This is a genomic window from Eubacterium sp. AF17-7 (genome assembly GCF_003461285.1).
GTDB lineage: Bacteria > Bacillota > Clostridia > Lachnospirales > Lachnospiraceae > Eubacterium_U > Eubacterium_U album.
In genome coordinates this window covers 13297-38808 of sequence record NZ_QTWU01000015.1, presented here as the reverse complement: position 1 = coordinate 38808, position 25512 = coordinate 13297, and the positions used below count along the sequence as shown (strand labels likewise).

Genomic DNA, 25512 nt, shown 5'->3' with positions numbered 1-25512 from the left:
ATGATTCAGCATACAATAACGCATACATTAGAGAAAATGGGATATCAAAATATTTCAGGAAATACTGTTACCGCAGATTGCATGTTTAGATTTAAAGATGGCGAAGCAAAATTTTGTGTCATAGTAAAAAATTGGGGATTGAATGCACTTAATTATGAAGAGGTTGTGGAATCTACAAAAGAGGTGGAAAATAAAATCCTATTGACCGGTGGAAAAAGCTTTGAAGCGTTTTATATAATTATCACCGATAGAAAAGAAAATGTAGAATGGTTTCAGCAACATGGCATGAAATTCTGGATAGCTGATTTAAATACAAAAAAGTTGTTAATCTATGAAAACCAGCCGGATGATTTTGAAGGATTAAGAAGTACTGTAGAAAGTGAACTTGAAAAGACTGACATCTCAGATGGAAAATATGAATATGACTGGGATGAGGTTAAGGTAAGAGATAATAATGGAGAAATTGTAGACATAACAGACCATTTTAGACAGAAGAAAAAGATTCCGATAATAACAATTTTATTGGTAGCGATAAATATAATTGTATTTATAATTGCTCAAATATTTGGAAACACGGAAGATGTTGATTATATGATAAAGATAGGCGCAAGCAATTATGAAGATGTGCTTATGAATGGTCAGTTTTACAGGCTTTTCACATCTATGTTTCTGCATTTTGGAGCAGAGCACTTACTTAATAATATGTTTATGTTGGCTGTTTTAGGAAATGAATTGGAAACTAAAATTGGAAAAAGACATTTTGCAGGAATTTACTTAGTAAGTGGACTTTGTGCAAGTATAGCATCTGTTGTGTATCACTATTATATAGCGGATTATGCGGTAAGCGCAGGAGCTTCAGGAGCAATATATGGTATATTTGGAGCGTTTATTGTGTTCATGATTATGAATCGTGATGATGGAAGAAAATTCAGCATAGGAAGAATAGCATTTGTTGTTTTCCTTCTTATATTTGGAAGTTTTCAGGAAACAGTGGATTTTGTAGCACATATAGGTGGATTTATAGCCGGAGCAGTGCTTGCAATAATCCTTTGCATAAATAAAAGAAAGACAGAGGTGTAAGACAATGGTAAATGATGATTGTATTTTTTGCAAATTAGCAAATGGCGTATTTGAAACAAATACACTTTATGAAGATGATGATTTTAGAGTTATTTTTGATGCCAGTCCTGCAACAAAGGGACACGTTCTTATTTTGCCAAAAGAGCATGCGGCAAACGTATTTGAACTTTCAGAAGAAACAGCTTCAAAAGTATTTGTACTCGCTAAAAAAATAGCAACTGTATTAAAAGAAGTTACAGGATGTGAAGGAGTTAATATTTTGCAGAATAATGGTGAAATTGCAGGTCAGACTGTATTCCATTTCCATATGCATATAATTCCAAGATATAAAGGCGATACAGCAAATATCAAATGGGTTCAAAATGAAGTTGACCAGGCTGTTGTCGATGAAATTATAAGCAAGGCAAAAGGCTTATTATAAAAATTATATTTAAATGAATATATAAATATGTGTTATAAGATGTAAAAAAAGCGGCTGATTAAATTCAACCGCTTTTTTGTATAGGGCAAAGCCGTGTTTATAAAGTAACGTCCTTGATTAACGAAATAATAGTGTCTACACCATTAGAAAGTCCGGAAACACGCATTGATTCAATGTAATCAGCACGGTTGTCATAAACATTCTTAATTGTATCTAAAAGAACATCAGTTGTCATTGTATCTTCGTCTATTACTTCACAGAATCCCTGCTTCTCAAATGATTTTGCATTTAAAATCTGGTCGCCACGACTTGCATTTGCAGACAATGGAATTAAAACACTTGGTTTGTTAAGTGCTGCAATTTCGCAAATTGAATTTGAACCGGCACGGGATACAATAATATCTGCCATAGCAAAGAAATCTTTCATTTCATCACTTATGTATTCAAATTGTGCATAACCTTTTGTGCCTACAAGGCTTTCGTCAAGTTTACCTTTGCCGCAAAGGTGAGCAACCTGAAAATGTTCAAGTAATTGTGGTAAAGCAGCACGAATTGCATCGTTAACTTTCTTGGCACCAAGACTTCCACCTACGACTAATAAAACAGGTTTGTCAGTAGTAAATGAACACATATTAAGAGCATTAACTTTGTTTCCTTTAAACAATTCTTCTCTTAATGGAGAACCTGTAAATACTGCTTTATCTCCAAGAAATTTAGCTGTTTCAGGAAATGTGTGGCATACCTTAGTTGCGTAACGCATTGCTATTTTATTTGCTAAACCGGGAGTCATGTCGGACTCATGAATAATTGTTGGAATTTTGTAAGCACTTGCTGCCATAACAACAGGAACAGTTACAAATCCGCCTTTAGAAAATACAACGTCCGGTTTATATTTCTTAATAATTTTTCTAGCTTCAAAATATCCCTTAATTACACGGAAAGGATCAGTAAAGTTTTGCCAACTGAAATATCTTCTTAACTTACCTGAAGAAATTCCTACGTAGTTTAGACCTTCTTTTTCGACTAATTGTTTTTCCATTCCGTTATAAGACCCGATATATTTAATGTCAAAACCGGCTTCTTTTAATTTAGGAACTAATGCTATATTTGGTGTTACATGTCCTGCTGTACCACCGCCTGTAAGAATAATCTTTTTCATAATAATACATCTCCTTGCATAATATGTAATGACTCCGCCTAATGGTTGGTGGATAATCGTAGAAAATAGTTAATAAACTTTGTTAATTTTAGTTTAACAAAACTTAAATTGTTTCCTGATTTATAATCATAATTTTGGGGCCAAAATCACATTTTGACCCCATGAGTGTCGTAATATAACAACATATAATTTTATTTCTTATCTGCATTCAAGCTGTCTACATAAGCCTGAACAGTTTCGTAATCTTCTCCACCTAAAACTTTTTCTATGATAGAAGAAGCATTGGCAACAGAAGTTTCATCAATTGACAAAACAGATAGATTCTGTCCGTTCCAAGTACACTGTTTATAGCCGTCATTTAAACCACTAACACTGTATGAAACAATGTTCCAGCCATTGTAACCGGCACTTAACTGTTTCTTTAATTGAAGATTTGCTAAAGAACCTAAATCCATGTCAGTCGTAAAACTTGAACCGATTGCATTAATAATTTTATTGTAATTAGTTAAAGTTGAAACTGAAAGCATTTTATCAGTCATTGCTTTTATAACTGAAATCTGATTTTTGTTACGCTGAACATCACCACTTGCAAATGAATGACGCTCACGTGCATATGTAAGAGCTGTTGCTCCATCCATTTTCATTTTACCTTTAGTAAAAGTATATTTCTTACGTTTTGATTTATTAGTCTGCATATCTTTATCAGTGTAGTTTGCATAAGTGTATGTGCTAAAGCCTTCTTCGACATTAACAGTTATGCCACCTAATTCATCGATTAATTCAGAAAATCCTGTAAAGTTTAATCTGAGATAATGGTATTCAGGACTATCAGTAGTTAAAGCTTTGCCGTTAATTTGTATTCCGTACAGATTAGATAGTGTATTCATTAAAACCTGATAACCGGGTTTCCATGTAACTTCCTGTCCCCAACCCCATTCACTTGGACTTGTTGGCTCTGAAGGCTCACCGCTTCCATATAAACCACAATGAGTAAGTTTATCATATGAATCTGCAGCAATATTTTTACCGGCCTGAATTTCAACATAATAATCTCTAGGTGTAGAAATTAAAGCAACAGTATTTGTTTTAGGGTTAACAATAGCTAAAATGTTTGTATCTGAACGACCATTTGAATTAGAGTCAGTTAATTCGCCAAAAGTATCACTTGCTGAAACATACACAACAAATGGGTCTTCAGAAACGGCAGCCCCTTTAGTATCAATAATTTTTGTTAAAGGTGCAACAAAATATGTACCTAAAAGACAAATAATAATAACTATAATAGAAAGTATCTTACCTATACGTCTTAAAATAGTTCCCCTTGTTGCAAATATAATTGTAATTAAGAAGAATATTCCAAGAACAACGCCAAGACCAATTGTAAGTGGCATTGTTAAAATGTTGATAGTTACCAGTTTAATCATTAAAAAGACTGAAGTAACTAATTGTAATATTGATAATATAATTCCAAATATTGTACTAACTTTATTTGGATTCTTTTTCTTTCCTGAATCTGAATAATCTGAATTAAAATCTTTACCATATACAGATTTATATTCATTTCTTGATTTGCTCATATGTACCTCCAAAATAAATGAGAAAAATCAGCCTGTAATTAAATACAAGCGTACTTGCTGTGTAATTATACTATATTGAATAAAAAAAAACAAACTAATGAAGGCGATGATGTCAATAATTAAGAAAATTTTAAAAAGTTCACAAATATGGCATTAATTGACAAACATTATAGGCTTTGATAAAATTAATAGAATTATGTACACTAATAAATAGTAGTAGTTTAAACGGACAGGAGTAGTTATGAGGGAATCAAGTGCGTTTAGAAGATGTATTATATTGTTGCTTCAGGCAATAATAATTGTAGCGCAGACTTATACGTTCTGGCATTTTTGGGACACTTATTATAGTGAAGGTTTAACAAGAATGTTCTTCTTTAAAGGACATATCGTAATTGTTTTTTTATATGCATTATTGTTTGGCGTGTTTGCAAACGTTTATGGAGCATTTCAAATAAGCAGATTAAGATTTGGGGATATGGTATTTTCTCAGATTTTATCATTCGGATTTGTTAATGTGGTAATGTATTTGCAGATTTCAATGCTTTCATTAAAGATGGTTAATGTAGCTCCTATTTTAGGAATGAGTTTTGATAATCTTTTATGTGCATTAATTTGGAGTTGCTTTGCAAAATTAGTCTACAGATGGTTATATCCACCAAGAGATTTGTTGCTTGTATATTGTGATAGAGATTCTGAGGGGTTAGTAAAGAAAATGAACTCCCGTAAAGACAAATATGACATTAAGGCATCAATTCATATAGATGAAGGCAACGAGAATGTATATAAGACAATAAGAAAGCATGAAGCAGTATTGCTTTGTGATATACCGGCACAGAGTAGAAATGAAATATTAAAATATTGTTATGGATGCGGAAAAAGGGTATATGTAACACCTAAATTATCAGACATTATTTTAATGGGTGCCGAAACAAATAATATATTTGATTCACCATTACTTATTACCAAGAGCAAGGCTTTAAAATGGGAACAGACAGTAATCAAGAGAATTTTTGATATTGTTATTTCACTTATACTTTGTATTCCAACAATCATTTTGACAATTATTGTGGCAATCTGTGATTTGGTATACGACAGAGGTCCTGTATTTTATACTCAGGAAAGACTTACTTTGGATGGAAAGAAATTTAAGATATTTAAATTTAGAAGTATGAAAGTAGATAGTGAAAAAGACGGAGCAAGATTGGCGGCTAAGGAAGATGACAGAATTACTCCAATCGGAAGAGTACTTAGAGCTTCTCATTTAGATGAACTTCCACAGGTATTTAATATATTATTAGGAACAATGTCTATTGTAGGACCAAGACCGGAAAGACCGGAAATTGCTGAAAAGTATTTGGAAAGTATTCCTGAATTCTCATTTAGACTTAAGGTTAAAGCCGGACTTACAGGATTTGCTCAGGTGTATGGAAAATATAACACTACACCATATGATAAATTGAAATTAGATTTATATTATATAGAACATTATAGCTTTTGGCTTGATATTAAACTTATTCTTATGACATTTAAGATTATGTTTATGAAAGATAATACAGAAGGTGTTGAAAAGGATCAGAAGACAGCGACAATAACTAAAGATGTATTGAAAAAATAAAGGCAGGGTTATAGCTTTGGAAAATTATTCTGTTTTAATGTCTGTTTATTATAAGGAACAGGCAGAAAACTTAAGAGAGGCCATAGACAGTATTTTAAATCAAACTGTAAAAACAAATGAATTTATTATTGTAAAAGATGGTCCTTTAACAGAAAAACTGGATAATACAATAAAAGAGTATGTGGAAGAATACCCGGGTGTATTTAAAATAATTACTCTTGAAAAAAATATGGGACTGGCAAAAGCATTAAATAAAGGCATTGAGCAGTGCAGTAACGAAATTATTGCAAGAATGGATAGTGATGATATCAGTATGCCGGACCGAATGGAACGCCAGTTAGAAGCAATGGAAGCAAATAGAGCAGATATTCTTAGTGGAACTATTGTGGAATTTGATGAAAGCGTAGATAAGCCGACTGCCAAAAGAGAGCTTCCTGAAAAAAATGAGCAGATTATTGAATTTGCAAAAAAAAGAAGCCCATTTAATCATCCGGCAGTTATGTATAAAAAAAGTTCAGTTTTAAAATCAGGATTGTACGAAGATTATACATATTTTGAGGATTATAATTTATGGGCAACAATGTTAAATGACGGATGCATAGGATATAATGTAAAGAAACCGGTGCTGTATATGAGAGCAGGCGAAGGAATGTACAAACGCCGTGGAGGATTAAAATATATATCCTATATATATAAATTTAAAAAGCATTTAAAAGATATTGGATTTATAACAACAGGGCAATTTATAGGTGATACGGTAGCAAGAAGTATTGTGAGTATAGTCCCATATAAAGTTAGAAAATTCATATATGCAAAACTTTTACGCAAGTAAGGTAATGAGAAAATGAACAAGAATGTATTAAGGCTTTTTTTTAAGCCCTTAACAATATTAAATAAATTTACTGCAAAGGATAGCAGGCTTATATTCTTTTATTCTAATTTAGGATTTAGGGACAATGTTAAAGCTATGTATGATTACCTCATTGAGGAAAAATTCAATATGGGCTATAAGTTTGTAGTAAGCATAAATGATTATGAAGACTATAAGGACAATGCCCCTGAGAATGTTACATTTGTAAACAATAAAGAGGGCATTAAGTATTTTATGAAGGCAAAATATGCTTTCTATTGCTTTGGCAAATATCCTATTAAGCCATCAAAAAAACAGACAGTTGTTAATTTGTGGCACGGTATGCCGTTAAAGAAGATAGGGAACATGGAGTCAGGGTTAGAAAAAATAGATTATAATTTTTTTACTGATATAGTTTCTACATCAGAATTATTTAATCCTATTTTGATGAAAAGTTTTAACTGCAATGAAAAACAGGTAATTATAACAGGACAACCTAGAAACGATGAAATGTTCAAGGAAAATCCTATCATGGATGGTGCTGTAAGAAGAGGTGCCGATAAAGTTATTTTGTGGTTGCCAACTTACAGAAATGAGGAAAAAGATTTTCCAACACCGGTGCTTACTGAAAGGCAGGCACTTGAATTAAATGAAATGCTAAAATTAAGAAATGCTAAGCTTATAGTAAAGATTCATCCCCTTCAAAAATTGTCAGGTGAGATGAAAAAATATTCATATATAGAATTTGTTACACAGGAACAGTTGAATAAATCTGAAATGACAGTTTATTCATTACTTAGAGCAGCAGACGCACTTATAACAGATTATTCATCAGTTTATTTTGATTTTATGATGTTAGACAGACCTATTGGATTTACGGTAGATGACATAGAAGAGTACAAAAAAAACAGAGGTTTTGTATTTGAAAATCCGTATGATTACATGCCAGGATATAAAATATCTAATTATGGTGATGTTCTAAGTTTTATAGAAGATGTAATAGAAGGAAATGACAGATACGCTAAAGAACGTAGAGAGTTAAATAAAAAAATAAATTTCTACAATGATGGTAAAAGCTGTGAAAGAGTTGTAGCTAAGGTATTTAGGAGACATAACTCATGAAAAAAATAAAAGATTTGTTGAGATGCATTATGCTTCTATACAAAAGAATGTTGTTTTTTATTGCAAAAATCACAACAAAAACTGATGAAAAGGCTGTGTTTTTTGAGTCATTTCAGGGAAGAAACTTTGCCTGTAGTCCAAAAGCAATGTATTTGCAAATGCAGCAGGATGATAAATATAAAGATTTTTCATTTTTCTGGGGTTTGAGAAAAACAGACAGAGAAGATTTTAGTAATAAAAAAAATACTCAACTTGTTAAATTTGAAAGTTACTCATATTATAAGGCGTTGGCAAAAGCAAAGTATTGGATAGTTAATTCAAATACAAGGTTATTTTTGAAACCGGGCAAAAAACATGTTTTCGTCCAGACATGGCATGGAACACCTCTCAAAAAAATAGGATGCGACATTACATGTACAGGAAATGCAATGACTAAATATGAAAATATTCAAAAAATTTACGATGGAGAGGCTCAAAAAATTACATATATGATTTCTCCGTCACAATACTGTACAGAAAAGTTTATTTCAGCATTTGATTTGAAGAAATTTGGAAAAGAAGATGCAGTGTTAACTGTAGGTTATCCGAGAAATGATTATTTGTTTAAATTTACTGATGATGAATGCAAAAATATAAAATTAAAACTTAATATTCCAATGGATAAAAAAGTTATTTTATATGCACCAACATTTAGAGATAACAAATATAGTGCAAAAGATGGTTTTAAAATTCAGAATTTTATGAATTTTGATAAAATGAGAGATAAATTTGGAGAAAATTGCGTTATATTATTTAGGGCTCATTATTTTATTTCGGGAAGAATTGATTTCTCAAAATATGCAGGATTTGTGTATGATGTGTCAAATGTAGAAGATGTTAATGAATTGTATGTAATCAGTGATATACTTATAACAGACTATTCTTCAGTATTTTTTGACTATGCAAATCTTAAAAGACCTATTATATTCTATATGTATGATTATGAAGAATATAAGAATGAGCTTAGAGATTTTTATATAGATGTAAATGAACTACCCGGCAGAATTGTAAGAGATGAGAATGAACTCGCAGATGCAATAGAAGGGTCATTAAACGATTTTAATGTAGATAATAAATATCTGCAATTTAATAATAAATTTAATTATCTTGATGGAATTGATTCCAGCAGGAGAGCATTGGAAAAAATTATAAATTAAAGGAGATTAACCAATGAAAAGAGTAATTACTTATGGAACATTTGATTTGTTGCATTATGGTCATATCAATTTATTAAGAAGAGCTAAGGAATTAGGAGACTATTTAGTAGTTGTTCTTTCAACAGATGAATTTAACTGGAATGAAAAACAGAAAAAATGCTATTTTTCATATGAAGACAGAAAGAAAATGTTGGAAGCAATCAGATATGTAGACTTAGTAGTTCCTGAAGAAAATTGGGACCAGAAGAGATCTGATGTACAAAAGTACAATATTGATACTTTCGTAATGGGAGATGACTGGAAAGGCAAATTTGACTTCCTTAAGGATTTATGCGAAGTTGTTTACTTACCAAGAACACCGGACATTTCAACAACACAGATTAAAAAGGATTTAAACAAGAAATAAGGTTCAAAGGAGCAAAGTAATGGTAAGCATTATTGTTACACACAAAAAAGGATTGGCATATTTGGAAGATTGTCTTGAAAGTATTTCAGAGCAGGAATTTCAGGATTATGAGACAATCCTTGTTGTAGATGGAAATGAAGATGATCCGTCTGAAGTAATCGAAAAATACAAAGAAAGCGCAAAGATTAAATTATTCAGATTAGAAGGAAAACATGGTGTTTCCGCAGCTAGAAATTTAGGACTTGAAAAGGCAACAGGGGAATTTGTTTATTTCCTTGATGGAGATGATTATCTTGACGGCGATACAATTGGAAAATTAGTAAAATTAATGACACCTGAGGATGATGTTGCATATGGAGATATTATGTATACATGGTTCCAGAAAAAAGCTTTCAACGAAGAGCAAAAAGGTGAAAATGAAGATAACGACAGCGAAGATAAGAAACAGATATATACTTACAATGATATTTTCCAATACAGATATAACATGTACAACAGATTAAAAACAGTAACAGTACTTGGAATGCTTTACAGAAAAAGTTTCTTAGATGATAACGATATAAGATTTGACGAAAATCAGTTGTATTATGCTGACGCACCTTTCTTTACAAAGGTTATGTGTTGTGTAAAAAATTACAAATGTGATGAAAATGCAATTTATGTAAAGCGTTATCATAATGATAAAGAGGATAATCCTTCAATTAATCAGATTGTAGATGAAAATAGAGAGCAGCATTACATAGCAAGTTATAATCTCGCTATTGAATATGCAAAAGATAATAAAAAGATAAAAGCACATATGGAAGAGATAATCTGCAAATATTTTGTCAGATTTTATGCTCCAAGATTCCATTGGGATAAAGATCCTAAGTGGGATAATGAAAGACTTGTGCCATTCCAGACAGCTATTGCAAAGACAGATAAAAAATCACTTATTACAATGCCATTTTTACATAAGGTATTGATAAGCAAGGTTAGAAAAAATAATTTAAAAGCAATGAAGCGCTGGACAAATATTATTTTGATTAAGAAAAAACTTGGAAAAATGCTTACAAATAAGAGACAGTTCTTAAGAGCTGTAAATCTTCATATTTTCTACAAGATGAGTATGAAGGAAAACTGGGTAACATTTGAAAGTTTTGTAGGAAGAAATTATTCAGGACAGCCTAAGTATGTATATCAGTATATGCAGAAAGTTTACGGTGACAAATATAAATATATTTGGATTGTAGATAAAAAAGGAATTAAGATTGATGGAAAACATACAACAGTAAAAAGATTTGGATTAAGATATTTTTACTATATGACACGTTCTAAATACTGGGTTAACAATATGAGACAGCCAACATGGCTTCCTAGAAAAGAAGGTCAGATAATGCTTGAAACATGGCATGGAACACCTTTGAAGAGACTTGTATTTGATATGGACGACGTACATGCGGCTAATCCACATTACAAAAACATTGTATATAAGCAGTCAAGAGGATGGGATTATTTATTGTCAGACAATCCATTTTCAACAGAAAAATTCCAAAGCTGCTTTAGATTTGATAAAGAAAAAATTCTTGAAGCAGGTTATCCTGCAAATGACCCTCTTTACGCAGAGGATTTAGAAGAACGCTCAAAGGCTATCAAGGAAAAACTTGGAATTCCTTTAGACAAGAAGGTACTTTTATATGCACCAACATGGCGTGATGATAATTACTATGATGCAGGTGAATATAAATTTGAACTTGCCCTCGATTTGGACAGATTAAAGAAAGAATTTTCAGACGAATATGTAGTGCTTCTTAGAATGCATTACTGGATTGTAGACCAACTCGACTTATCTAAATATCCGGGATTTGTATATAACGGAAGTGATTATGATGACATAACTGAGTTATACATGATTTCAGATATTTGTATGACAGACTATTCATCTGTATTCTTTGATTATGCGAACTTAAAGAGACCGATTCTTTATTACATGTATGATTTGGAAAAATATAGAGATGTACTTAGAGGATTCTATCTTGATGTAGAAAAAGAACTTCCGGGTCCAATACTTCAGACAAACGATGAAGTTGTGGAAGCAATAAAAAATATAGATAAAGTAACAGAAGAATACAAAGACAAATATGCAGAATTTTATGACAGATTCTGTTGCATAGACGATGGACATGCAGCCGAAAGAGTCGTAAAAGCTGTATTTGGAAACTAGTTAGCCATTCAACCAAAAAACCAAAAGCACCCTTATGCTTGCATAAAAGGGTGCTTTTGGTTTTTTGGTTATGTGGCGCTTAGCCACAGTGAGATGAAGCGAAGCGGAATCGAACTGAATGGCTAACTAGTAAAAAGGAAGGGCGCTTAGCCACAGTGAGATGAAGCGAAGCGGAATCGAACTGAATGGCTAACTAGTAAAAAGGAATGGCTAACTATTTTTGTGTTATGTGGCGTATGTGCTTACAAAAAATACAAGTTATGCAAAAAAAGATACAAGTTACGCAAAAAAATTTTTTGCATCTCTTTTTATGATAAAATATTTAATATAAAAAGAGGTTATTGAATAACTAAAACTGGTGGAGGTATATTGTGAATAAAACAAAACTATTTATAATAACTATCTTGGCAATATCTGTATTGGCAATTCCTGTTGAAGCATCGACAATTAATTACAATGCTTCAGATTGTAGGAAAATTGTAATGAAAAAAGGAACAAAAGCCAAAGTTACAAATACAGGGTGGAAGAAATTTAAAATTAAAGTTTCAGATAGAAAAGTTGTGAAAGTTGTAAAAAATGGAACGATAAAGGCAATAAAAAAAGGAACAGTTAAAGTTAAATTAATAAAGGACAAAGAGGTAAAGAAAATAACAGTAGTTGTAAAGAAAAATACAGTAGATGCTAATACAAAGACTGTAAAAGCAACAGTGAATAAACAGGATAAACATATAAATACTGTAATTAATAATACTTCAGATAAATTATTACAAATTAATACAAATGGAATAATAGAAAAACTCGAGAATAATCAGTGGAAGAGTGTAGGATTAAAAGAGGCGATTGTAAGTTCATCTCCATATGTATATGTTGCTGCCGGTAAAAATTATACAATTAATAAACCCATCAATATATATAATATTGCAAGTTCTGGAACATATAGAATAACATTTAATTGCAAAATAATGGAGACAGGAGAGAAATTGCAAATATCAGAAAAATTTGAAGTAAAATAAAATTTGAATAATGCATCTAGAGAACAGGATGCAGTAATTTCCTTACAAGTCAAATTAAAATAATAGAAGATTAGTTAGAGGATTATGACAATATAATTAATTATGTAAACTAAAATACGGATGGTATAAATAAGTTAAATATCATCCGTATTTTTTATTGAATTAAAAATATCCTACAATTTCTTTATTGCATTTCCAAATTCAGCCCAATATTCAGTTAATGTACCTTCCATTAAGACTTCGTCAAAACGCACATTTCCTAAAGAACGCTTGATTTCACGTTTGAAAAATTTCTGGTTATATTTTGTCACATAAGGAAGTGCATACCATACAAGTACACGGACTTCTTTCGGAATATTGTTGTTAAAATATACTTTATATTTAGTGTCAGTAAAGGAAGTAGTAAGTATTGTAACATCAGTTGTTCTATATTCGTATGATTCCAATTTCTTACGAAGATTTTCATAAAATGTCATATCGTTATAATTAGTATTTACGCATATTAAAATCTTTTCTTTATGAGCCTCTAAGCCATTGATAACAGAATATACGCCGTCACCTTCAAGCTCAGAAACAGGTTCTCTTCTAAACACTACATCCACTAAACGTTTGCAGGAATTGCCATCATCGTTATAAATACACCATTGCGACATGTCCTCATGAAGTTTAGAGTAACGTTCCAAATACTTTTCGCGAATCGGATTAACAAGTTCCGATGTACAAATATTTCCAAGAGTAATGGAAATGTCATTTATATTGGAGGACACATATCCCGGAAGTCTGCTGACAGGAACATATAAACCACGACCTGACTGATATTCTTCTAAATCCGGAACGTAGAAAAGAATAGGTTTCTTAGTTGCCAGAAAGTCAAAGAATATACTTGAATAATCAGATATTAAAACATCAACAACAGATAATAATTCATTAGTATCAATTGTAAATGGAATTAACATAGGTCTTAATTCAGGGTCATTTGCCAAAATCTTATAAAGGAAATAGTGAACACGAAGATAAATACGATAGTGCTCAGTGTCAATATTTTCGGATAATTTGGCAACGGTCTTTTTAAAATCCTCTACGTTATAATCTAAATTATTATATAAAGTGCCTTTCCATGTAGGGGCATATAAAATAATCTTTTTATCAGTGTGAATGCCTGCAGTGTTAAGTTTTCTGTGAACATCTAAAGTATTAGGATTAATGATTGCATCACTTCTCGGATGTCCTAATTCAAGTATTTTTCCCTGAAACAATCCATCAAGTTTGTAAGCACGCTTATACATAACCTCAGTCATAAACTGATTGGCAGACACCAAATAATCAGCTAAAAGAAAGTTACGTGCAGGACCTCGGGCATTTTCCACTCTTTCAGCAGTATGCTCGTATCCCATATATTTTGTAGGAACACCATGCCATGTATTAATATAAACCTGGCTGTTTCGCTTTTCAAAATAATATCCAAAAGTTGAGTTATTTATTAAATACTTGCTTGTTGCCAAATATTTGTAATAATCCTCAGATTCACGCTTTACAATAATAACGTTATCTAAAGATGAAAATTCAGAAATATTATCTGCGGCAAGTTCCGGATTTTCAACAGACCATATATGAGTGTATGATTTAAAATCCTCCTGATTTAACAAATATTTAAAAATAGCTCTCGGGTTGTCCAAAATTCCTAGCCCGGCAAATGCTTCATAAAAAATAAATTTGTCATTAACCGGCATAGAAAGAAATTTATTATAAAGTAACTTGCCCTTATCTTTTTCGGATATACGAAAAGGCTGAACAATTTTTTTTACTGTACGTTTTAATTTATACTTAAAACCTTGCGGAGCATTAGCAGTATATTTCATATGGCGATTCCTTTCTTAAAATTATAAATAATGTTTTTGATAGAGATTAATTATTCATTAATAATATCTTCAAATTGTTTGATTGTAATATTATTATAATCGGCGTATTCAAATTCGCAAGTAGGAACTTCATTATTTATAAATGCAATTAATCCGTTGTAAATATCATCAACAGAATTGCCAATTACAAGTTGTCCGTTGTCAAATAATGAAGAAGCTGCGGAACTGAAATTTGACATAATTATTGGAAGTTTTAATAAACGCGCTTCCAACAAGGAAACAGGTTGACCTTCATGAAGGGATGGAAGAATGAAACAACTGCAATCCTTCATAAGCATAAATGGATTATCCAAATTTCCTGTTAAAATAACTTTGCCATCCAGATTTAAACTATGAACGAGATCTTTAAGTTCACCCATAAGGGCACCATCGCCAATAATATACAATCTTAAATTCTTATTTGCATCATAAGCTTTTGCAAATGCCTTTATTAATGCAGCCTGATTTTTCTCAGGTGAAAGACGGCCCATGTTTACAAATGAAATTAGGTCTTTATTTAATAAATCAGGAAAACCTGCTTCATTTGCAGATTCAGCCGTATAGGATTCTTTAGAACCGTTTATTACACGTTCAAAATTAGCAGCATTTCTTACAAAGCAACATTTATCCTTTAACTCACTATATCCGATTTTTTCTAAATTAACTTTCATCGTTGCCTCTGAACAGCCTACAATTTTGTCATAAAACTGATAAGTTGAAAAAACAACCCTAAGTTCTCTGCTGTGAGGTTTTTTGTGATTAACGATTTTATTCTTATCTGTTAATAAATCATTGTGTTGCCAAATAAGCTTCTTAGCATTTTTTGCACTTAAAAGCAGAATTGAATAAAATGAACCATATCCTGAGTAATCAATTACTGCGTCGAAATCACTTGTGCCAAAACAACGGATAAATTCTCTGTCATACATTGCTTTTGGGTAAATTTTCTTCATTAAAGGAAAATTAAATCCAAAAACTCTTAAAAAGTCATTTCGAATCTGCTCGCCAAATGTGGCGGGAGTATATGATACTCTGGCAAAAATTCTGGCTTTATCATTAAATGTACAAATCATATCCTTACTGTCAGCAAATTTTAAATTGCCGGCATAAACTGTTACGTCATATTTATCATAATCGATGAAATCAAGCATTGTTCTAAGAGCAGTGGAAATTCCGTTCATGCGAAGTCCGCCGCCAAAGAATAATAATTTCTTCTTTGTATTTTCACATTTAATAATGCGGTATGGATTACCATTTGAATCAGAAGTATTTCCTCTAAAAACAATGTCAACAATTCTTGAAGAAACATTGCCATCATCGTATGGACATGCAAAATTCTTGGCTTGTGAATAACTATCTTTATATTTATTAATAACTTCACCCAAATTGTTAATAGAATTTTCAATTTCCTTAACAGATGTTAATGCAGGTCCGGGAAGCTTGTCAGGTTCCATGTATAAACCACGATAATTTTTATATTCTTCTAAGTCAGGAATGTAAAATAACACTGGTTTGTCGCTTGCTAAAAAATCAAAAAATATACTTGAATAATCTGATATTAAAATATCAGTAATAGACAAAAGTTCGTTTGTGTCAATAAAAGCAGGAATTAAGGAATTGCTAAACATACCTGATTTTACCAACTCTTTATATACAACCTGGTGCGGCTTAAGAAGAATCTGATATTTGTCCGTATCTATATATTCTTCCAATTCTCTTTTAAAATTATAATAGTCATCAGGATTTACTTCAGGCTTATTATAATCGGCACCTTTCCATGTAGGTGCATATAAAATAACCTGCTTATCTTTTTCAAGTTCTATTCCATATTTAAGAAGAATTGACTTTATTTCTTCTTTAGGACAATTTAAAAGACGGTCATTTCTTGGATAACCTTCCTCGATAATACTTCCGTTGTAAAGTCCGCGTAATTTGTATTTATCTAAATAAACTTCTGTTAAAAATGGATTCGCAGAAATCATATAGTCAGCAGAAAGCATATTTCTAAGAACATTTGAAATAGTGGCTGCTGAACCCGGAATATCGTATCCTAAGCTTTTTATAGGAGTGCCGTGCCATGTGTTGACAAAAATTTGTCCGGGCTTTTTGCAATAATAAAAAGGCAGAGATACATTTGAAATAATATAATGTGCAGTCGCTAAATATTTCAAATGGTCATTACTATGCCTTCTTATGACATAAATATTGTTATGGTCAGCAAACTGTTCCATAACAGGTTCGTTTCCTACACGGTCATCAACAACCCATACATGAGTGTATTTGTCAAATTCAGAATTTGAAATTAATTCTCTGAAAATTGCATAAGGATTGCAAAGCATTCCACGGCTAAAATATGAGTCGTATAAAATAATATTGTCTTCGATATCGTAATCTTTATAATAATGCGCGTATTTGCTACGTCTTGCAGTTTCTTTGAAATTGCCTAATTTTGTCTTAATTTTACTTAGCATATAAACCTCCTAATGCTATATACATATAGGAAGATTATAGTATACACAACTGTATTTTTCAAATAAGAAAGAGTTAATTTTAAATGTGGCAATTGTCTGGCAGATGGCATAAATCCTTTGACGAAAAAGAAAGAACCATTATAATGTAACGTAGAGTTTAGAGGAGGTAGCTATGAAAGAGAAAACATTAAAGAGCATAAGCAAGTTGCTTGTTGCAGTTATGATAGCCACTATCGCATTACCATCAGGTGCTTTTGCAGGTCATGGAAACTATAAACAGGATAAAGTCATGGCAGCAGAAGTAAGCATAGCTGATAGTGAACAGGAAACAACAAAAGAAAACACAGAGACAACAAAACAGACTGAAGAAACAGGAACTGATGAAAGTGGTACTAAGGAAACAGGAACTGATGAAACATCTACAACAGAAGAGTCATCAACAACTGAAACAACAACACAGGCACCGACAACAGAAGTGCCAACAACAGAAGCTCCTACAATTAACCCTGATTTCGTAATTGAAAACGGAGTCCTTACAGGGTACAAAAAGGCAGCAACAGATACAACAAATAAAGAAATTGTAATTCCAGCAAGTGTTACAAAGATTAATGCAAATGTATTTTATCAGTATAAATATATTGAAAAGGTAACATTTGAACAGGGTTCATTACTTCAGGAAATTGGAGAAAATGCTTTTAAAGAATGTACAGCATTAAAGACAATTGAATTACCTGAAGGATTGCAGATTATTGGAATTGAAGCATACAGAGGATGTAGTGCCGTTACGGAAATTAAATTACCGACAACAATAAAGTATATTTATAAGAGAGCTTTTTATGGAATTAAAAAAGTAAAAGAATTAACTTTGCCTGAGGGCTTGCAGAAAATAAATTATCATGCATTTTACAAAATGACAGGGCTTACAAGTCTTACAATTCCAAGCACGGTGACAAGTACATATGAAATAATCGGTAAAGGCGCCAATGTTACAACAGTTACATTTGCTAATGGAATGACAAAAGTTCCAAACAGAGTTTTACTTAATGCAAATTCAGTAAAAAAAGTTATATTACCGGAAACACTTACTTCAATAGGATATCAGGCATTTAGCGGATGTACTCAATTATCAACAATAAATATGGTTCAAACAATTAAGAAAATTGGAGAAAGTGCATTTAAAAACTGTACATCACTAAAAAAGCTTACATTATATAAAGCGGTTAAAACAATTGGTGCTAATGCTTTTACAGGAGCAACAAATCTGACACTTCTTGTATTTTCAAATTCAACAGGAAAAAAATATGCAAGAGTAAACAATATTCCATGGGAGTATACAGATTCTGAAAAAGAAAGAATGGCTGAGGATTTGAGAGTATATGATATGCTTGTAAATAGTGGAATTAAGTCAGTAAAAGACAAATACATATTATTGTCACTTAAAAATTATGTGCCACAGGGAACCTGTGTTATTGGAAAATATGTTGTAGTTTCAATGTATCACAAGAATTTGACAGCAAAATCAATACTTTTGATATATGATAAACGGGGTAATTTCGTAAAGAAACTTAAATTGACAATAAAAGACCATGTAGGTTCAGTAACAAATGTAAAGAAAAATTTAGTAGTAGGTATAAATAACCTTCCGGGTGCAGTAGATAAAGTAGGTATAATTACATATAAAAAACTTTTGAAAGCTAAAAATGGAAAGACAATAAAATTTAGCTATAGAGTAACTCTTAGAGGATGCGCAGACTTTGCAGCATTTGACGGAACTCATTTCTGGGCAGGAAGAAGTGCAAACAGTAATTCGTGCCTTATGTATGGATATAGAGTTAAGCGAAATAAAAAGACAAAACGATTAACATTTACAAATCAATATAACCTTTATGTTCCTGCAAATACACAGGGATTGGTTGTAAATAAGATTTCTGCTACAGAAAGAAAGTTTACATTGTCCCAGTCATACGGAAGAATAGCAGATTCATATTTAATGGTTTATGAACCGGTAAATATTGTGACAGCATCCGCACTTGATACACCGGTTAAAACGGTTGTGCTTCCATCAATGCTGGAAGGAATTTGTGTAAGCGGAAAGAAGACATATGTGGTATTCGAATCTGCAGCAGGCAAATATTGTTCAAATCAGGACAATACGTCAGAAATTCAGATTGATAAAGTAAAAGTAATTAAGACATGGAAATTGCTTGCACTTAACTAATTAAAAAATATCTATGACAGATGCATTGAAAAATGTAGAATAACAAAAATTTCCACAGATTAATTCTTAATTGTGAGGGTTTGTAATATTAACTAAATAACGCTCGCGCTGAATTCAAAAAAATTATCTCAGATAAAAAGCTTTGGCTGGTAAAACTGGAAAATTTCCCAGATATACATATTCACAATATGCTGATTTTAATGCACTACTTTCTAAACAAATTTTGTTACGAAAGTGGTGCATTTTTATGTGTGTAACAAAAGTGGCAACTATTATTAATTATATAAGCCAAAGCTATTTATATCATTATATTTCCCGTTAATTTGACATAAAAAAATTATAATATATAATAAGATTAGTTTATTGTCGGGAATTTAATCTTATATGGATAAACTATAAAAATAAGTGCTTCAGTTTTGGAGGTTATATGAATAAGTACGTGAAAAATTTTGCAAGATACAGATATTTATTAATCGAACTTGTAAAAAAAGGAATTAAGTTAAAGTATAGAAGATCATATCTTGGATTGATATGGACAATGCTTGAACCGTTACTTACAATGATTGTTCTTACAATCGTATTTGGACAGTTGCTTGGTAAAGGTGACAGATTATATCCTGTTTACATTTTGTGTGGACGACTTATATATAGTTGCTTCTCAAGTTCAACAAAGATTGCGATGAGGTCTATCAGGGCAAATCAGGCAATGATAAAGAAAGTTTATGTACCTAAGTATTTGTATCCGCTTTCAAGTTGCATTTATAACTACATTTTATTCTTACTGTCATTAATAGTTCTTGCAGTAGTTTCAGTAGTTTTAGGTGTTCCACTTACATGGCATGTAATTGAAGCGGTTATTCCTTTGACAATTTTGTTTATTTTGTCAATTGGTGCAGGAATGGTATTGTCAACGGTATGTGTATTCTTTAGAGATATGGAATATTTGTGGGATGTTGTGTTGATGCTTGTTATGTACTGCTCAGCAATTTTCTACAAAATCTCAAGTATGGGACAGGGATTAATTCTTATCAAATTAAATCCGCTTTACGGAATTATCAGTAACTTCAGAGCTGTATTGTTAGAAGGTCATTCTATGTTTAACAGTTATAGTTACGGAGTGTCAAATTTAAAATTATTTGCATACTCAGGAACTTGTAGTGTTGTATTACTGATATTTGGAATATATGTATTTAAGAAAAATCAGGATAAGTTTATTCTTCATATTTAGGAGGAGTTATGGCAAAGAATGATGTAGCTCTTAGAGTTAATGATGTTAGTATTTGTTTTAATTTAAGCAAAGAAAAAGTTGATAATTTTAAAGAATTATTTATAAAGAAATTAAAAGGCGAAAAGCTTCGTTTTAATGAATTCTGGGCGTTAAAAGATGTTTCGTTTGAGTTGAAAAAAGGCGAACGTCTCGGAATACTTGGACTTAATGGAGCAGGAAAAAGTACGCTTCTTAAAGTAATTGCAGGTGTTTATAAGCCAACAAAAGGTTCAGTGCAAAGATATGGACATATGGCACCTATGATTGAACTTGGTGCAGGATTTGATCCTAACTATACAGGTAGGGAAAATATATTCTTATATGGCTCGGTTCTTGGATTTTCAAAAGAATTTTTAATGTCAAAATATGATGAAATTCTTGAATTTTCTGAGTTAGGAGAATTTATAGACGTTCCAATTAAAAACTATTCTTCAGGTATGAAGGCAAGACTTGGATTTTCAATTGCTACAGTTGTAGAACCGGAAATTCTTATTTTAGATGAGGTATTATCAGTTGGTGATGCTAAATTTAGAAAAAAATGCGAAAAGAAAATGAAAAAAATGTTTGATCATGGGGTTACAGTTTTATTTGTATCACATAGTTTGGCTCAGGTTAAGAGATTGTGTAACAAGGCAATCATTTTGGAACATGGTCAGTTAATTGCCAAAGGTGATATAGATGATGTTGTAGAAATTTATGAAAAGAAGATAGGCGATTAGAAAGCCTTTGATAGGAGTGCAGTTATGAATTATAAGACAAAAGGAACGTGTTCAAGAGAAATTAGTTTTGATGTTGTTGATAATAAAGTTACTAATGTAAGATTTCTTGGAGGATGCAGTGGAAATACACAGGGAGTTGCTGCATTAGTCGAAGGAATGGATGTGAACGAAGCAATTAAAAGAATGGATGGAATTGATTGTGCAGGAAGAGGAACTTCATGTCCGGACCAGCTTGCAAAGGCATTAAAATTGTACTTAGAAGAAAATAAATAAAGGAACAGGTGTAACGTGTTAGGAATAATTGGAGCGATGGACAACGAAGTCCAGGAATTAAAAAATGAAATGCCGGATGCGAAAATTACATCAGTTGCAGGAATGGATTTTTATGAAGGACATATTCATGACAAAGATGTAGTTGTTGTAAAGTGTGGTATTGGAAAGGTAAATGCAGCTATATGCACACAGATTCTTGCAGACAGATATAAAGTAGATTCTGTTATTAATACAGGAGTTGCAGGCTCGTTAAATAGTGATATTGATATTTGCGATATTGTTATATCAAAGGATGCCATTGAGCATGATATGGATGTGACGGCGTTAGGTTATGAACGTGGAGTTATTCCTGATATGGACAACTCTGTATTTCATAGTGACAGCAGATTAATTGATGTAGCAGTCAAAAGTATAGAAGAGGCAAATCTTTCTGTTAAGGTATTTACAGGAAGAGTTGTTTCAGGCGACCAGTTTATTGCCGGTAAGGAAAAGAAAGATGATTTGGTAAATACATTTGCCGGAGATTGTGCAGAAATGGAAGGTGCTTCTATAGCACATGCAGCATATGTTAACAATATTCCATGTCTTATAATCAGAGCGATTTCTGATAAGGCAGATGGAAGTGCAGAAATGGATTACCCTACATTTGAAAAGAAAGCAGCGGCTAATTCAATTAAAATATTAAAACAGTTAATTAAGAATTTGTAGAAATTTGACGAACGATTTATAGTGTTAAAAGACCTCTTGTATGATAAAATTTTATTGTATAAAGGAAACAGAAAACAAAGTTTAAGCATTAATGTTTCCGACTATCGGCCACCAACAAAAGGCTGGTCAATACATATCGTACGAGGAGGTTTTTTATGTTTGACAAATGTATGTCATGTTTTACTGTTAATATGGAAAAAATCACATCAATAATTGAAAATAAAGCGTACTTCCTATGTTTATTAGGAAGTATTTTTTTAGTAGGAATTGTAAGTAAATGTCTGGTAATGTGGATTTTTGGTAAAATGATTAAAAAGGCAGAAAATATGGATAGCCCAAAAAGTAATATTCTTCGCCAGATAAAATTGAAATTTGAGAGTATTAAAACCATAAACGGCACGGTGGCTAATCCCATGCTTTTAGTAAGTAGGTACATAAATAAGTGTAAAATAGGCATATTTTATCTTGATTCCATAAATAAAATTATTAGCTGGTGTGGATTTTTGTGTGTGGCAATAGGCGGATTATGTGGATATATACTGTATAATCAGGGATACGGAAAGACAACGGCGATGTCGTATATTCTTGTAGGATTTTATTTTGCACTTGCATTATTTGTAGTTGAAAATACAATTCATACAAATGACAGAAAAACAGAACTGATATATGTTATTACGGATTTCTTTGAAAATAGTGTTAATTTGCGAGAGCAGATTAGTAGGCGGGAAAATGATTACAACATAGAAATCGGTAGCAGCAAAAATGAGCAGGAATCGGAACAGAATGTTAATGTAAATGAAATAAATAATACAAATAAAAAAATAGAAAATGAAAAACAGGGTAGAATAAATATTACAAAAGAACAGGAGAGAATAATCAACGAAGTTTTAGGAGAATATTTGCAGTAAAGATTTAAATGGTTTTGCAAAAATAAATTAAGATTTAATCATATAAGTTTTGTAGAAATGTTTACAGGTTCAATTGTATAATTTATATAGAAATGTTCGCAGGTTGAAACAAATATGTTTTAAGGAAATATTCACAGATTAAGCAAAATAGTTTCGGGGATATATTCTCGGGTTGACTCCAATAAAATTGTTTCAATAAATATGCTAAAAACATTGACATATGACGACAAAATATTTATTGTATATATGTTAGAGAGAATTTGAAGGAAATTTTACCGGTCGGCATGAATATTATATTATGTCGATAAATAAACGCTTTACCGGACACTGTGGATTTAGTGGAGAGATACCATGACAGTTTGCAAGGTGTACGGGATAGCAGGATTTGAAATGACGGAGGAAAAAGATATGGCTAAGGTAACATTTGATTACTCAAAGGCATCAAAATTCATCTCAGATGATGAAGTAGTAGCAATGAAGAAAATCGCAGAAGATGCAAAAGAAGTTTTGGTTAACAAATCAGGAGCAGGAAATGATTTCTTAGGATGGATTGATTTACCTGTAGATTATGACAAGGATGAATTTGCAAGAATTAAAGCAGCAGCTAAGAAGATTCAGAGTGATTCAGAAGTTTTAGTTGTTATTGGTATTGGTGGCTCATATTTAGGAGCAAGAGCAGCAATTGACTTCTTAAGACATGGTTTCTATAACAATGTATCAAAAGAAATCAGAAAAACACCTGAAATTTACTATGCAGGAAATAGCATTAGCCCTGCATACTTAAAGGGATTATTAGATGTTGTTGGAGACAGAGATTTCTCAGTTAACATTATTTCTAAGTCTGGTACAACAACAGAACCTGCTATCGCATTTAGAATTTTCAAGGAAAAACTTGAAAAGAAATATGGCAAAGAAGAAGCAGCAAAGAGAATTTACGCTACAACAGATAAGGCAAAGGGAGCTCTTAAGAATCTTGCAACAGAAGAAGGATATGAAAGCTTCGTAGTACCTGATGATGTAGGTGGACGTTTCTCAGTTCTTACAGCAGTAGGTTTGCTTCCAATCGCAGTAAGTGGTGCTGATATAGATAAATTAATGGAAGGTGCTGCAAGCGGAAGAGAAAAAGCTTTAAACAATACATTTGAAGATAACGATGCAGTAAAATACGCAGCAATCAGAAATATTTTATTAAGAAAAGGAAAATCAATTGAAATTACAGCTAACTATGAACCAAGTTTACATTACTTTGGTGAATGGTGGAAACAGCTTTATGGTGAAAGCGAAGGAAAAGACCAAAAAGGTATTTTCCCTGCAGCAGTTGATTTGACAACAGATTTACATTCAATGGGTCAGTTCATTCAGGACGGATCAAGACTTATGTTTGAAACAGTTGTAAATATTGAAAAGACAGATGCTGATATCGTAATTCAGGAAGAAGCAGATGATCTTGACGGATTAAATTACTTAGCTGGAAAAGATATGGATTTTGTTAACAAGAGTGCAATGAATGGAACAATTCTTGCTCATACAGATGGTAATGTTCCTAACCTTATGGTTAATGTACCTGAACAGAACGAATTCTATCTTGGAGAATTATTCTACATGTATGAATTTGCATGTGGTGTAAGTGGATATATTCTTGGAGTAAATCCATTTAATCAGCCGGGTGTAGAAAGCTACAAGAAGAATATGTTTGCATTACTTGGAAAACCGGGTTATGAAGACATGACAGCAGAATTACAGAAAAGACTTTAATTATAAGATAACACGGAGCGATTCGTGTTATATCCGGTAAATTTAAATAGTATATAAATATCCCCTCCGTATCGGTTGTCCGGTAAAGAGGGGATATGTTTTCTATAAGGCTTTTTTGTCAAGAATGATTTTGCCCCCAACATATTAATCTTCTTCGATAATATAAAAATCTAAATAATCAAAATCAATATGTTCAATAAAACTGTCCTGATAAAATCTGGTTCGTGAAATGCGTTTGAATTCATCAATGTTATTATCAAGCCAGATTGGATTGCTTAAATCAAATTCCTCGCAAATATCTTCAAGTGCTTTGAAAACTTTGTGAGTTCTCGTCATCTTAGGGTTATCTATTTCGATTGTGGTATTTTTTATCATTTTATTATTTTTAAAGGTTCTTCCCCATATTCTAAACATATAAACTATCTCCTGTTTCATATTTTACTAATGTAAAGATGCCGGATAATTGTGAGAGTGCGTAGCACTGAACAATCTGTAGGCATCATAGTCGTGGCGGTTAACCCTGACATCATTTAATTAAAGGTAATTTTATACGAAATGATAAAACATGTAAAGAATATATTAGTAATCTGTTATGGCTTATAAAGTAGTATAGTGGAAATAAAAATTACAATATGGTATACTAAATAATTAAA

The 25512-nt window shown here is 31.9% G+C and carries 21 protein-coding genes; 16 read left to right on the top strand and 5 right to left on the bottom strand.

What is annotated here, in order from left to right:
• On the top strand, positions 1-1080 hold the full coding sequence (locus DWW96_RS11595) for a rhomboid family intramembrane serine protease (protein ID WP_117910533.1): 1080 nt from the start codon (positions 1-3) through the stop codon (positions 1078-1080).
• 4 nt (positions 1081-1084) lie between these two features.
• Positions 1085-1501, top strand: coding sequence for an HIT family protein (locus DWW96_RS11590; protein ID WP_117910532.1), 417 nt, complete (start codon positions 1085-1087; stop codon positions 1499-1501).
• Positions 1502-1598: 97 nt separating this feature from the next.
• On the opposite strand, the gene DWW96_RS11585 is transcribed toward DWW96_RS11590, so the two are convergent.
• Both DWW96_RS11585 and DWW96_RS11580 read right to left on the bottom strand, forming a co-directional pair.
• Positions 1599-2660, bottom strand: a complete 1062-nt coding sequence (locus tag DWW96_RS11585; protein ID WP_117910531.1) for an undecaprenyldiphospho-muramoylpentapeptide beta-N-acetylglucosaminyltransferase — start codon at positions 2658-2660, stop codon at positions 1599-1601.
• A 191-nt stretch (positions 2661-2851) separates the two neighbouring features.
• Positions 2852-4237: an LCP family protein gene (locus DWW96_RS11580; protein ID WP_117910530.1), complete on the bottom strand. Its 1386-nt coding sequence runs from the start codon at positions 4235-4237 to the stop codon at positions 2852-2854.
• A gap of 241 nt (positions 4238-4478) precedes the next feature.
• Between DWW96_RS11580 and DWW96_RS11575 the strand changes: the two genes are divergently transcribed.
• The 7 genes from DWW96_RS11575 to DWW96_RS11545 all read left to right on the top strand — a co-directional run bounded on the left by DWW96_RS11575 (position 4479) and on the right by DWW96_RS11545 (position 12642).
• Positions 4479-5852: an exopolysaccharide biosynthesis polyprenyl glycosylphosphotransferase gene (locus DWW96_RS11575; protein WP_117910529.1), complete on the top strand. Its 1374-nt coding sequence runs from the start codon at positions 4479-4481 to the stop codon at positions 5850-5852.
• Positions 5853-5868: 16 nt separating this feature from the next.
• Positions 5869-6684, top strand: coding sequence for a glycosyltransferase (locus tag DWW96_RS11570; protein WP_117910528.1), 816 nt, complete (start codon positions 5869-5871; stop codon positions 6682-6684).
• A 12-nt stretch (positions 6685-6696) separates the two neighbouring features.
• Positions 6697-7824, top strand: coding sequence for a CDP-glycerol glycerophosphotransferase family protein (locus DWW96_RS11565; protein WP_022088748.1), 1128 nt, complete (start codon positions 6697-6699; stop codon positions 7822-7824).
• The gene (locus DWW96_RS11560) at positions 7821-9020 is read left to right on the top strand and encodes a CDP-glycerol glycerophosphotransferase family protein (protein WP_117910527.1); all 1200 of its coding nucleotides are present in this window, start codon (positions 7821-7823) and stop codon (positions 9018-9020) included. The genes DWW96_RS11565 and DWW96_RS11560 overlap by 4 nt, the downstream gene beginning before the upstream one ends.
• 13 nt (positions 9021-9033) lie before the next feature.
• Positions 9034-9426, top strand: a complete 393-nt coding sequence (gene tagD / locus DWW96_RS11555; protein ID WP_022088746.1) for a glycerol-3-phosphate cytidylyltransferase — start codon at positions 9034-9036, stop codon at positions 9424-9426.
• 19 nt (positions 9427-9445) lie between these two features.
• Positions 9446-11629 (top strand): bifunctional glycosyltransferase family 2 protein/CDP-glycerol:glycerophosphate glycerophosphotransferase, encoded by a 2184-nt coding sequence (locus DWW96_RS11550; protein ID WP_117910526.1) that lies wholly within the window; start codon positions 9446-9448, stop codon positions 11627-11629.
• A gap of 371 nt (positions 11630-12000) precedes the next feature.
• Positions 12001-12642: an immunoglobulin-like domain-containing protein gene (locus DWW96_RS11545; protein WP_117910525.1), complete on the top strand. Its 642-nt coding sequence runs from the start codon at positions 12001-12003 to the stop codon at positions 12640-12642.
• A gap of 173 nt (positions 12643-12815) precedes the next feature.
• On the opposite strand, the gene DWW96_RS11540 is transcribed toward DWW96_RS11545, so the two are convergent.
• Positions 12816-14501 (bottom strand): CDP-glycerol glycerophosphotransferase family protein, encoded by a 1686-nt coding sequence (locus tag DWW96_RS11540; RefSeq protein ID WP_117910524.1) that lies wholly within the window; start codon positions 14499-14501, stop codon positions 12816-12818.
• A gap of 50 nt (positions 14502-14551) precedes the next feature.
• Positions 14552-17011, bottom strand: coding sequence for a glycosyltransferase (locus DWW96_RS11535; protein ID WP_117910523.1), 2460 nt, complete (start codon positions 17009-17011; stop codon positions 14552-14554).
• Between the two features lie 172 nt (positions 17012-17183).
• On the opposite strand from DWW96_RS11535, the gene DWW96_RS11530 reads away from it, so the two are divergent.
• The 7 genes from DWW96_RS11530 (at position 17184) to DWW96_RS11500 (ending at position 24859) form a co-directional block, all read left to right on the top strand.
• The gene (locus tag DWW96_RS11530; protein ID WP_117910522.1) at positions 17184-19229 is read left to right on the top strand and encodes a leucine-rich repeat domain-containing protein; all 2046 of its coding nucleotides are present in this window, start codon (positions 17184-17186) and stop codon (positions 19227-19229) included.
• 427 nt (positions 19230-19656) lie between these two features.
• Positions 19657-20457, top strand: a complete 801-nt coding sequence (locus DWW96_RS11525) for an ABC transporter permease (protein WP_022088737.1) — start codon at positions 19657-19659, stop codon at positions 20455-20457.
• Between the two features lie 8 nt (positions 20458-20465).
• On the top strand, positions 20466-21215 hold the full coding sequence (locus DWW96_RS11520) for an ABC transporter ATP-binding protein (protein WP_022088736.1): 750 nt from the start codon (positions 20466-20468) through the stop codon (positions 21213-21215).
• Between the two features lie 24 nt (positions 21216-21239).
• Positions 21240-21488: a TIGR03905 family TSCPD domain-containing protein gene (locus DWW96_RS11515; RefSeq protein ID WP_022088735.1), complete on the top strand. Its 249-nt coding sequence runs from the start codon at positions 21240-21242 to the stop codon at positions 21486-21488.
• Between the two features lie 15 nt (positions 21489-21503).
• A complete protein-coding gene (locus tag DWW96_RS11510; protein ID WP_117910521.1) occupies positions 21504-22196 on the top strand; it encodes a 5'-methylthioadenosine/adenosylhomocysteine nucleosidase in 693 nt (230 codons plus the stop codon).
• Positions 22197-22351: 155 nt separating this feature from the next.
• Positions 22352-23104 (top strand): hypothetical protein, encoded by a 753-nt coding sequence (locus DWW96_RS11505; RefSeq protein ID WP_117910520.1) that lies wholly within the window; start codon positions 22352-22354, stop codon positions 23102-23104.
• Positions 23105-23512: 408 nt separating this feature from the next.
• The gene (locus tag DWW96_RS11500; RefSeq protein ID WP_117910551.1) at positions 23513-24859 is read left to right on the top strand and encodes a glucose-6-phosphate isomerase; all 1347 of its coding nucleotides are present in this window, start codon (positions 23513-23515) and stop codon (positions 24857-24859) included.
• A gap of 144 nt (positions 24860-25003) precedes the next feature.
• On the opposite strand, the gene DWW96_RS11495 is transcribed toward DWW96_RS11500, so the two are convergent.
• Positions 25004-25273 (bottom strand): hypothetical protein, encoded by a 270-nt coding sequence (locus DWW96_RS11495; protein ID WP_117910519.1) that lies wholly within the window; start codon positions 25271-25273, stop codon positions 25004-25006.
• Positions 25274-25512 lie beyond the last annotated feature (239 nt).

What these genes read in the sequence shown, in the direction of transcription:
- DWW96_RS11550 (WP_117910526.1), top strand. Translation starts at nt 9,446, where the DNA reads ATGGTAAGCATTATTGTTACACACAAAAAAGGATTGGCATATTTGGAA.
- DWW96_RS11535 (WP_117910523.1), bottom strand. Translation starts at nt 17,011, where the DNA reads ATGCTAAGTAAAATTAAGACAAAATTAGGCAATTTCAAAGAAACTGCA.
- DWW96_RS11575 (WP_117910529.1), top strand. Translation starts at nt 4,479, where the DNA reads ATGAGGGAATCAAGTGCGTTTAGAAGATGTATTATATTGTTGCTTCAG.
- DWW96_RS11580 (WP_117910530.1), bottom strand. Translation starts at nt 4,237, where the DNA reads ATGAGCAAATCAAGAAATGAATATAAATCTGTATATGGTAAAGATTTT.
- DWW96_RS11595 (WP_117910533.1), top strand. Translation starts at nt 1, where the DNA reads ATGATTCAGCATACAATAACGCATACATTAGAGAAAATGGGATATCAA.
- DWW96_RS11565 (WP_022088748.1), top strand. Translation starts at nt 6,697, where the DNA reads ATGAACAAGAATGTATTAAGGCTTTTTTTTAAGCCCTTAACAATATTA.
- DWW96_RS11515 (WP_022088735.1), top strand. Translation starts at nt 21,240, where the DNA reads ATGAATTATAAGACAAAAGGAACGTGTTCAAGAGAAATTAGTTTTGAT.
- DWW96_RS11560 (WP_117910527.1), top strand. Translation starts at nt 7,821, where the DNA reads ATGAAAAAAATAAAAGATTTGTTGAGATGCATTATGCTTCTATACAAA.
- DWW96_RS11495 (WP_117910519.1), bottom strand. Translation starts at nt 25,273, where the DNA reads ATGTTTAGAATATGGGGAAGAACCTTTAAAAATAATAAAATGATAAAA.
- DWW96_RS11585 (WP_117910531.1), bottom strand. Translation starts at nt 2,660, where the DNA reads ATGAAAAAGATTATTCTTACAGGCGGTGGTACAGCAGGACATGTAACA.
- DWW96_RS11500 (WP_117910551.1), top strand. Translation starts at nt 23,513, where the DNA reads ATGGCTAAGGTAACATTTGATTACTCAAAGGCATCAAAATTCATCTCA.
- DWW96_RS11540 (WP_117910524.1), bottom strand. Translation starts at nt 14,501, where the DNA reads ATGAAATATACTGCTAATGCTCCGCAAGGTTTTAAGTATAAATTAAAA.
- DWW96_RS11590 (WP_117910532.1), top strand. Translation starts at nt 1,085, where the DNA reads ATGGTAAATGATGATTGTATTTTTTGCAAATTAGCAAATGGCGTATTT.
- DWW96_RS11530 (WP_117910522.1), top strand. Translation starts at nt 17,184, where the DNA reads ATGAAAGAGAAAACATTAAAGAGCATAAGCAAGTTGCTTGTTGCAGTT.
- DWW96_RS11520 (WP_022088736.1), top strand. Translation starts at nt 20,466, where the DNA reads ATGGCAAAGAATGATGTAGCTCTTAGAGTTAATGATGTTAGTATTTGT.
- tagD (WP_022088746.1), top strand. Translation starts at nt 9,034, where the DNA reads ATGAAAAGAGTAATTACTTATGGAACATTTGATTTGTTGCATTATGGT.
- DWW96_RS11505 (WP_117910520.1), top strand. Translation starts at nt 22,352, where the DNA reads ATGTTTGACAAATGTATGTCATGTTTTACTGTTAATATGGAAAAAATC.
- DWW96_RS11525 (WP_022088737.1), top strand. Translation starts at nt 19,657, where the DNA reads ATGAATAAGTACGTGAAAAATTTTGCAAGATACAGATATTTATTAATC.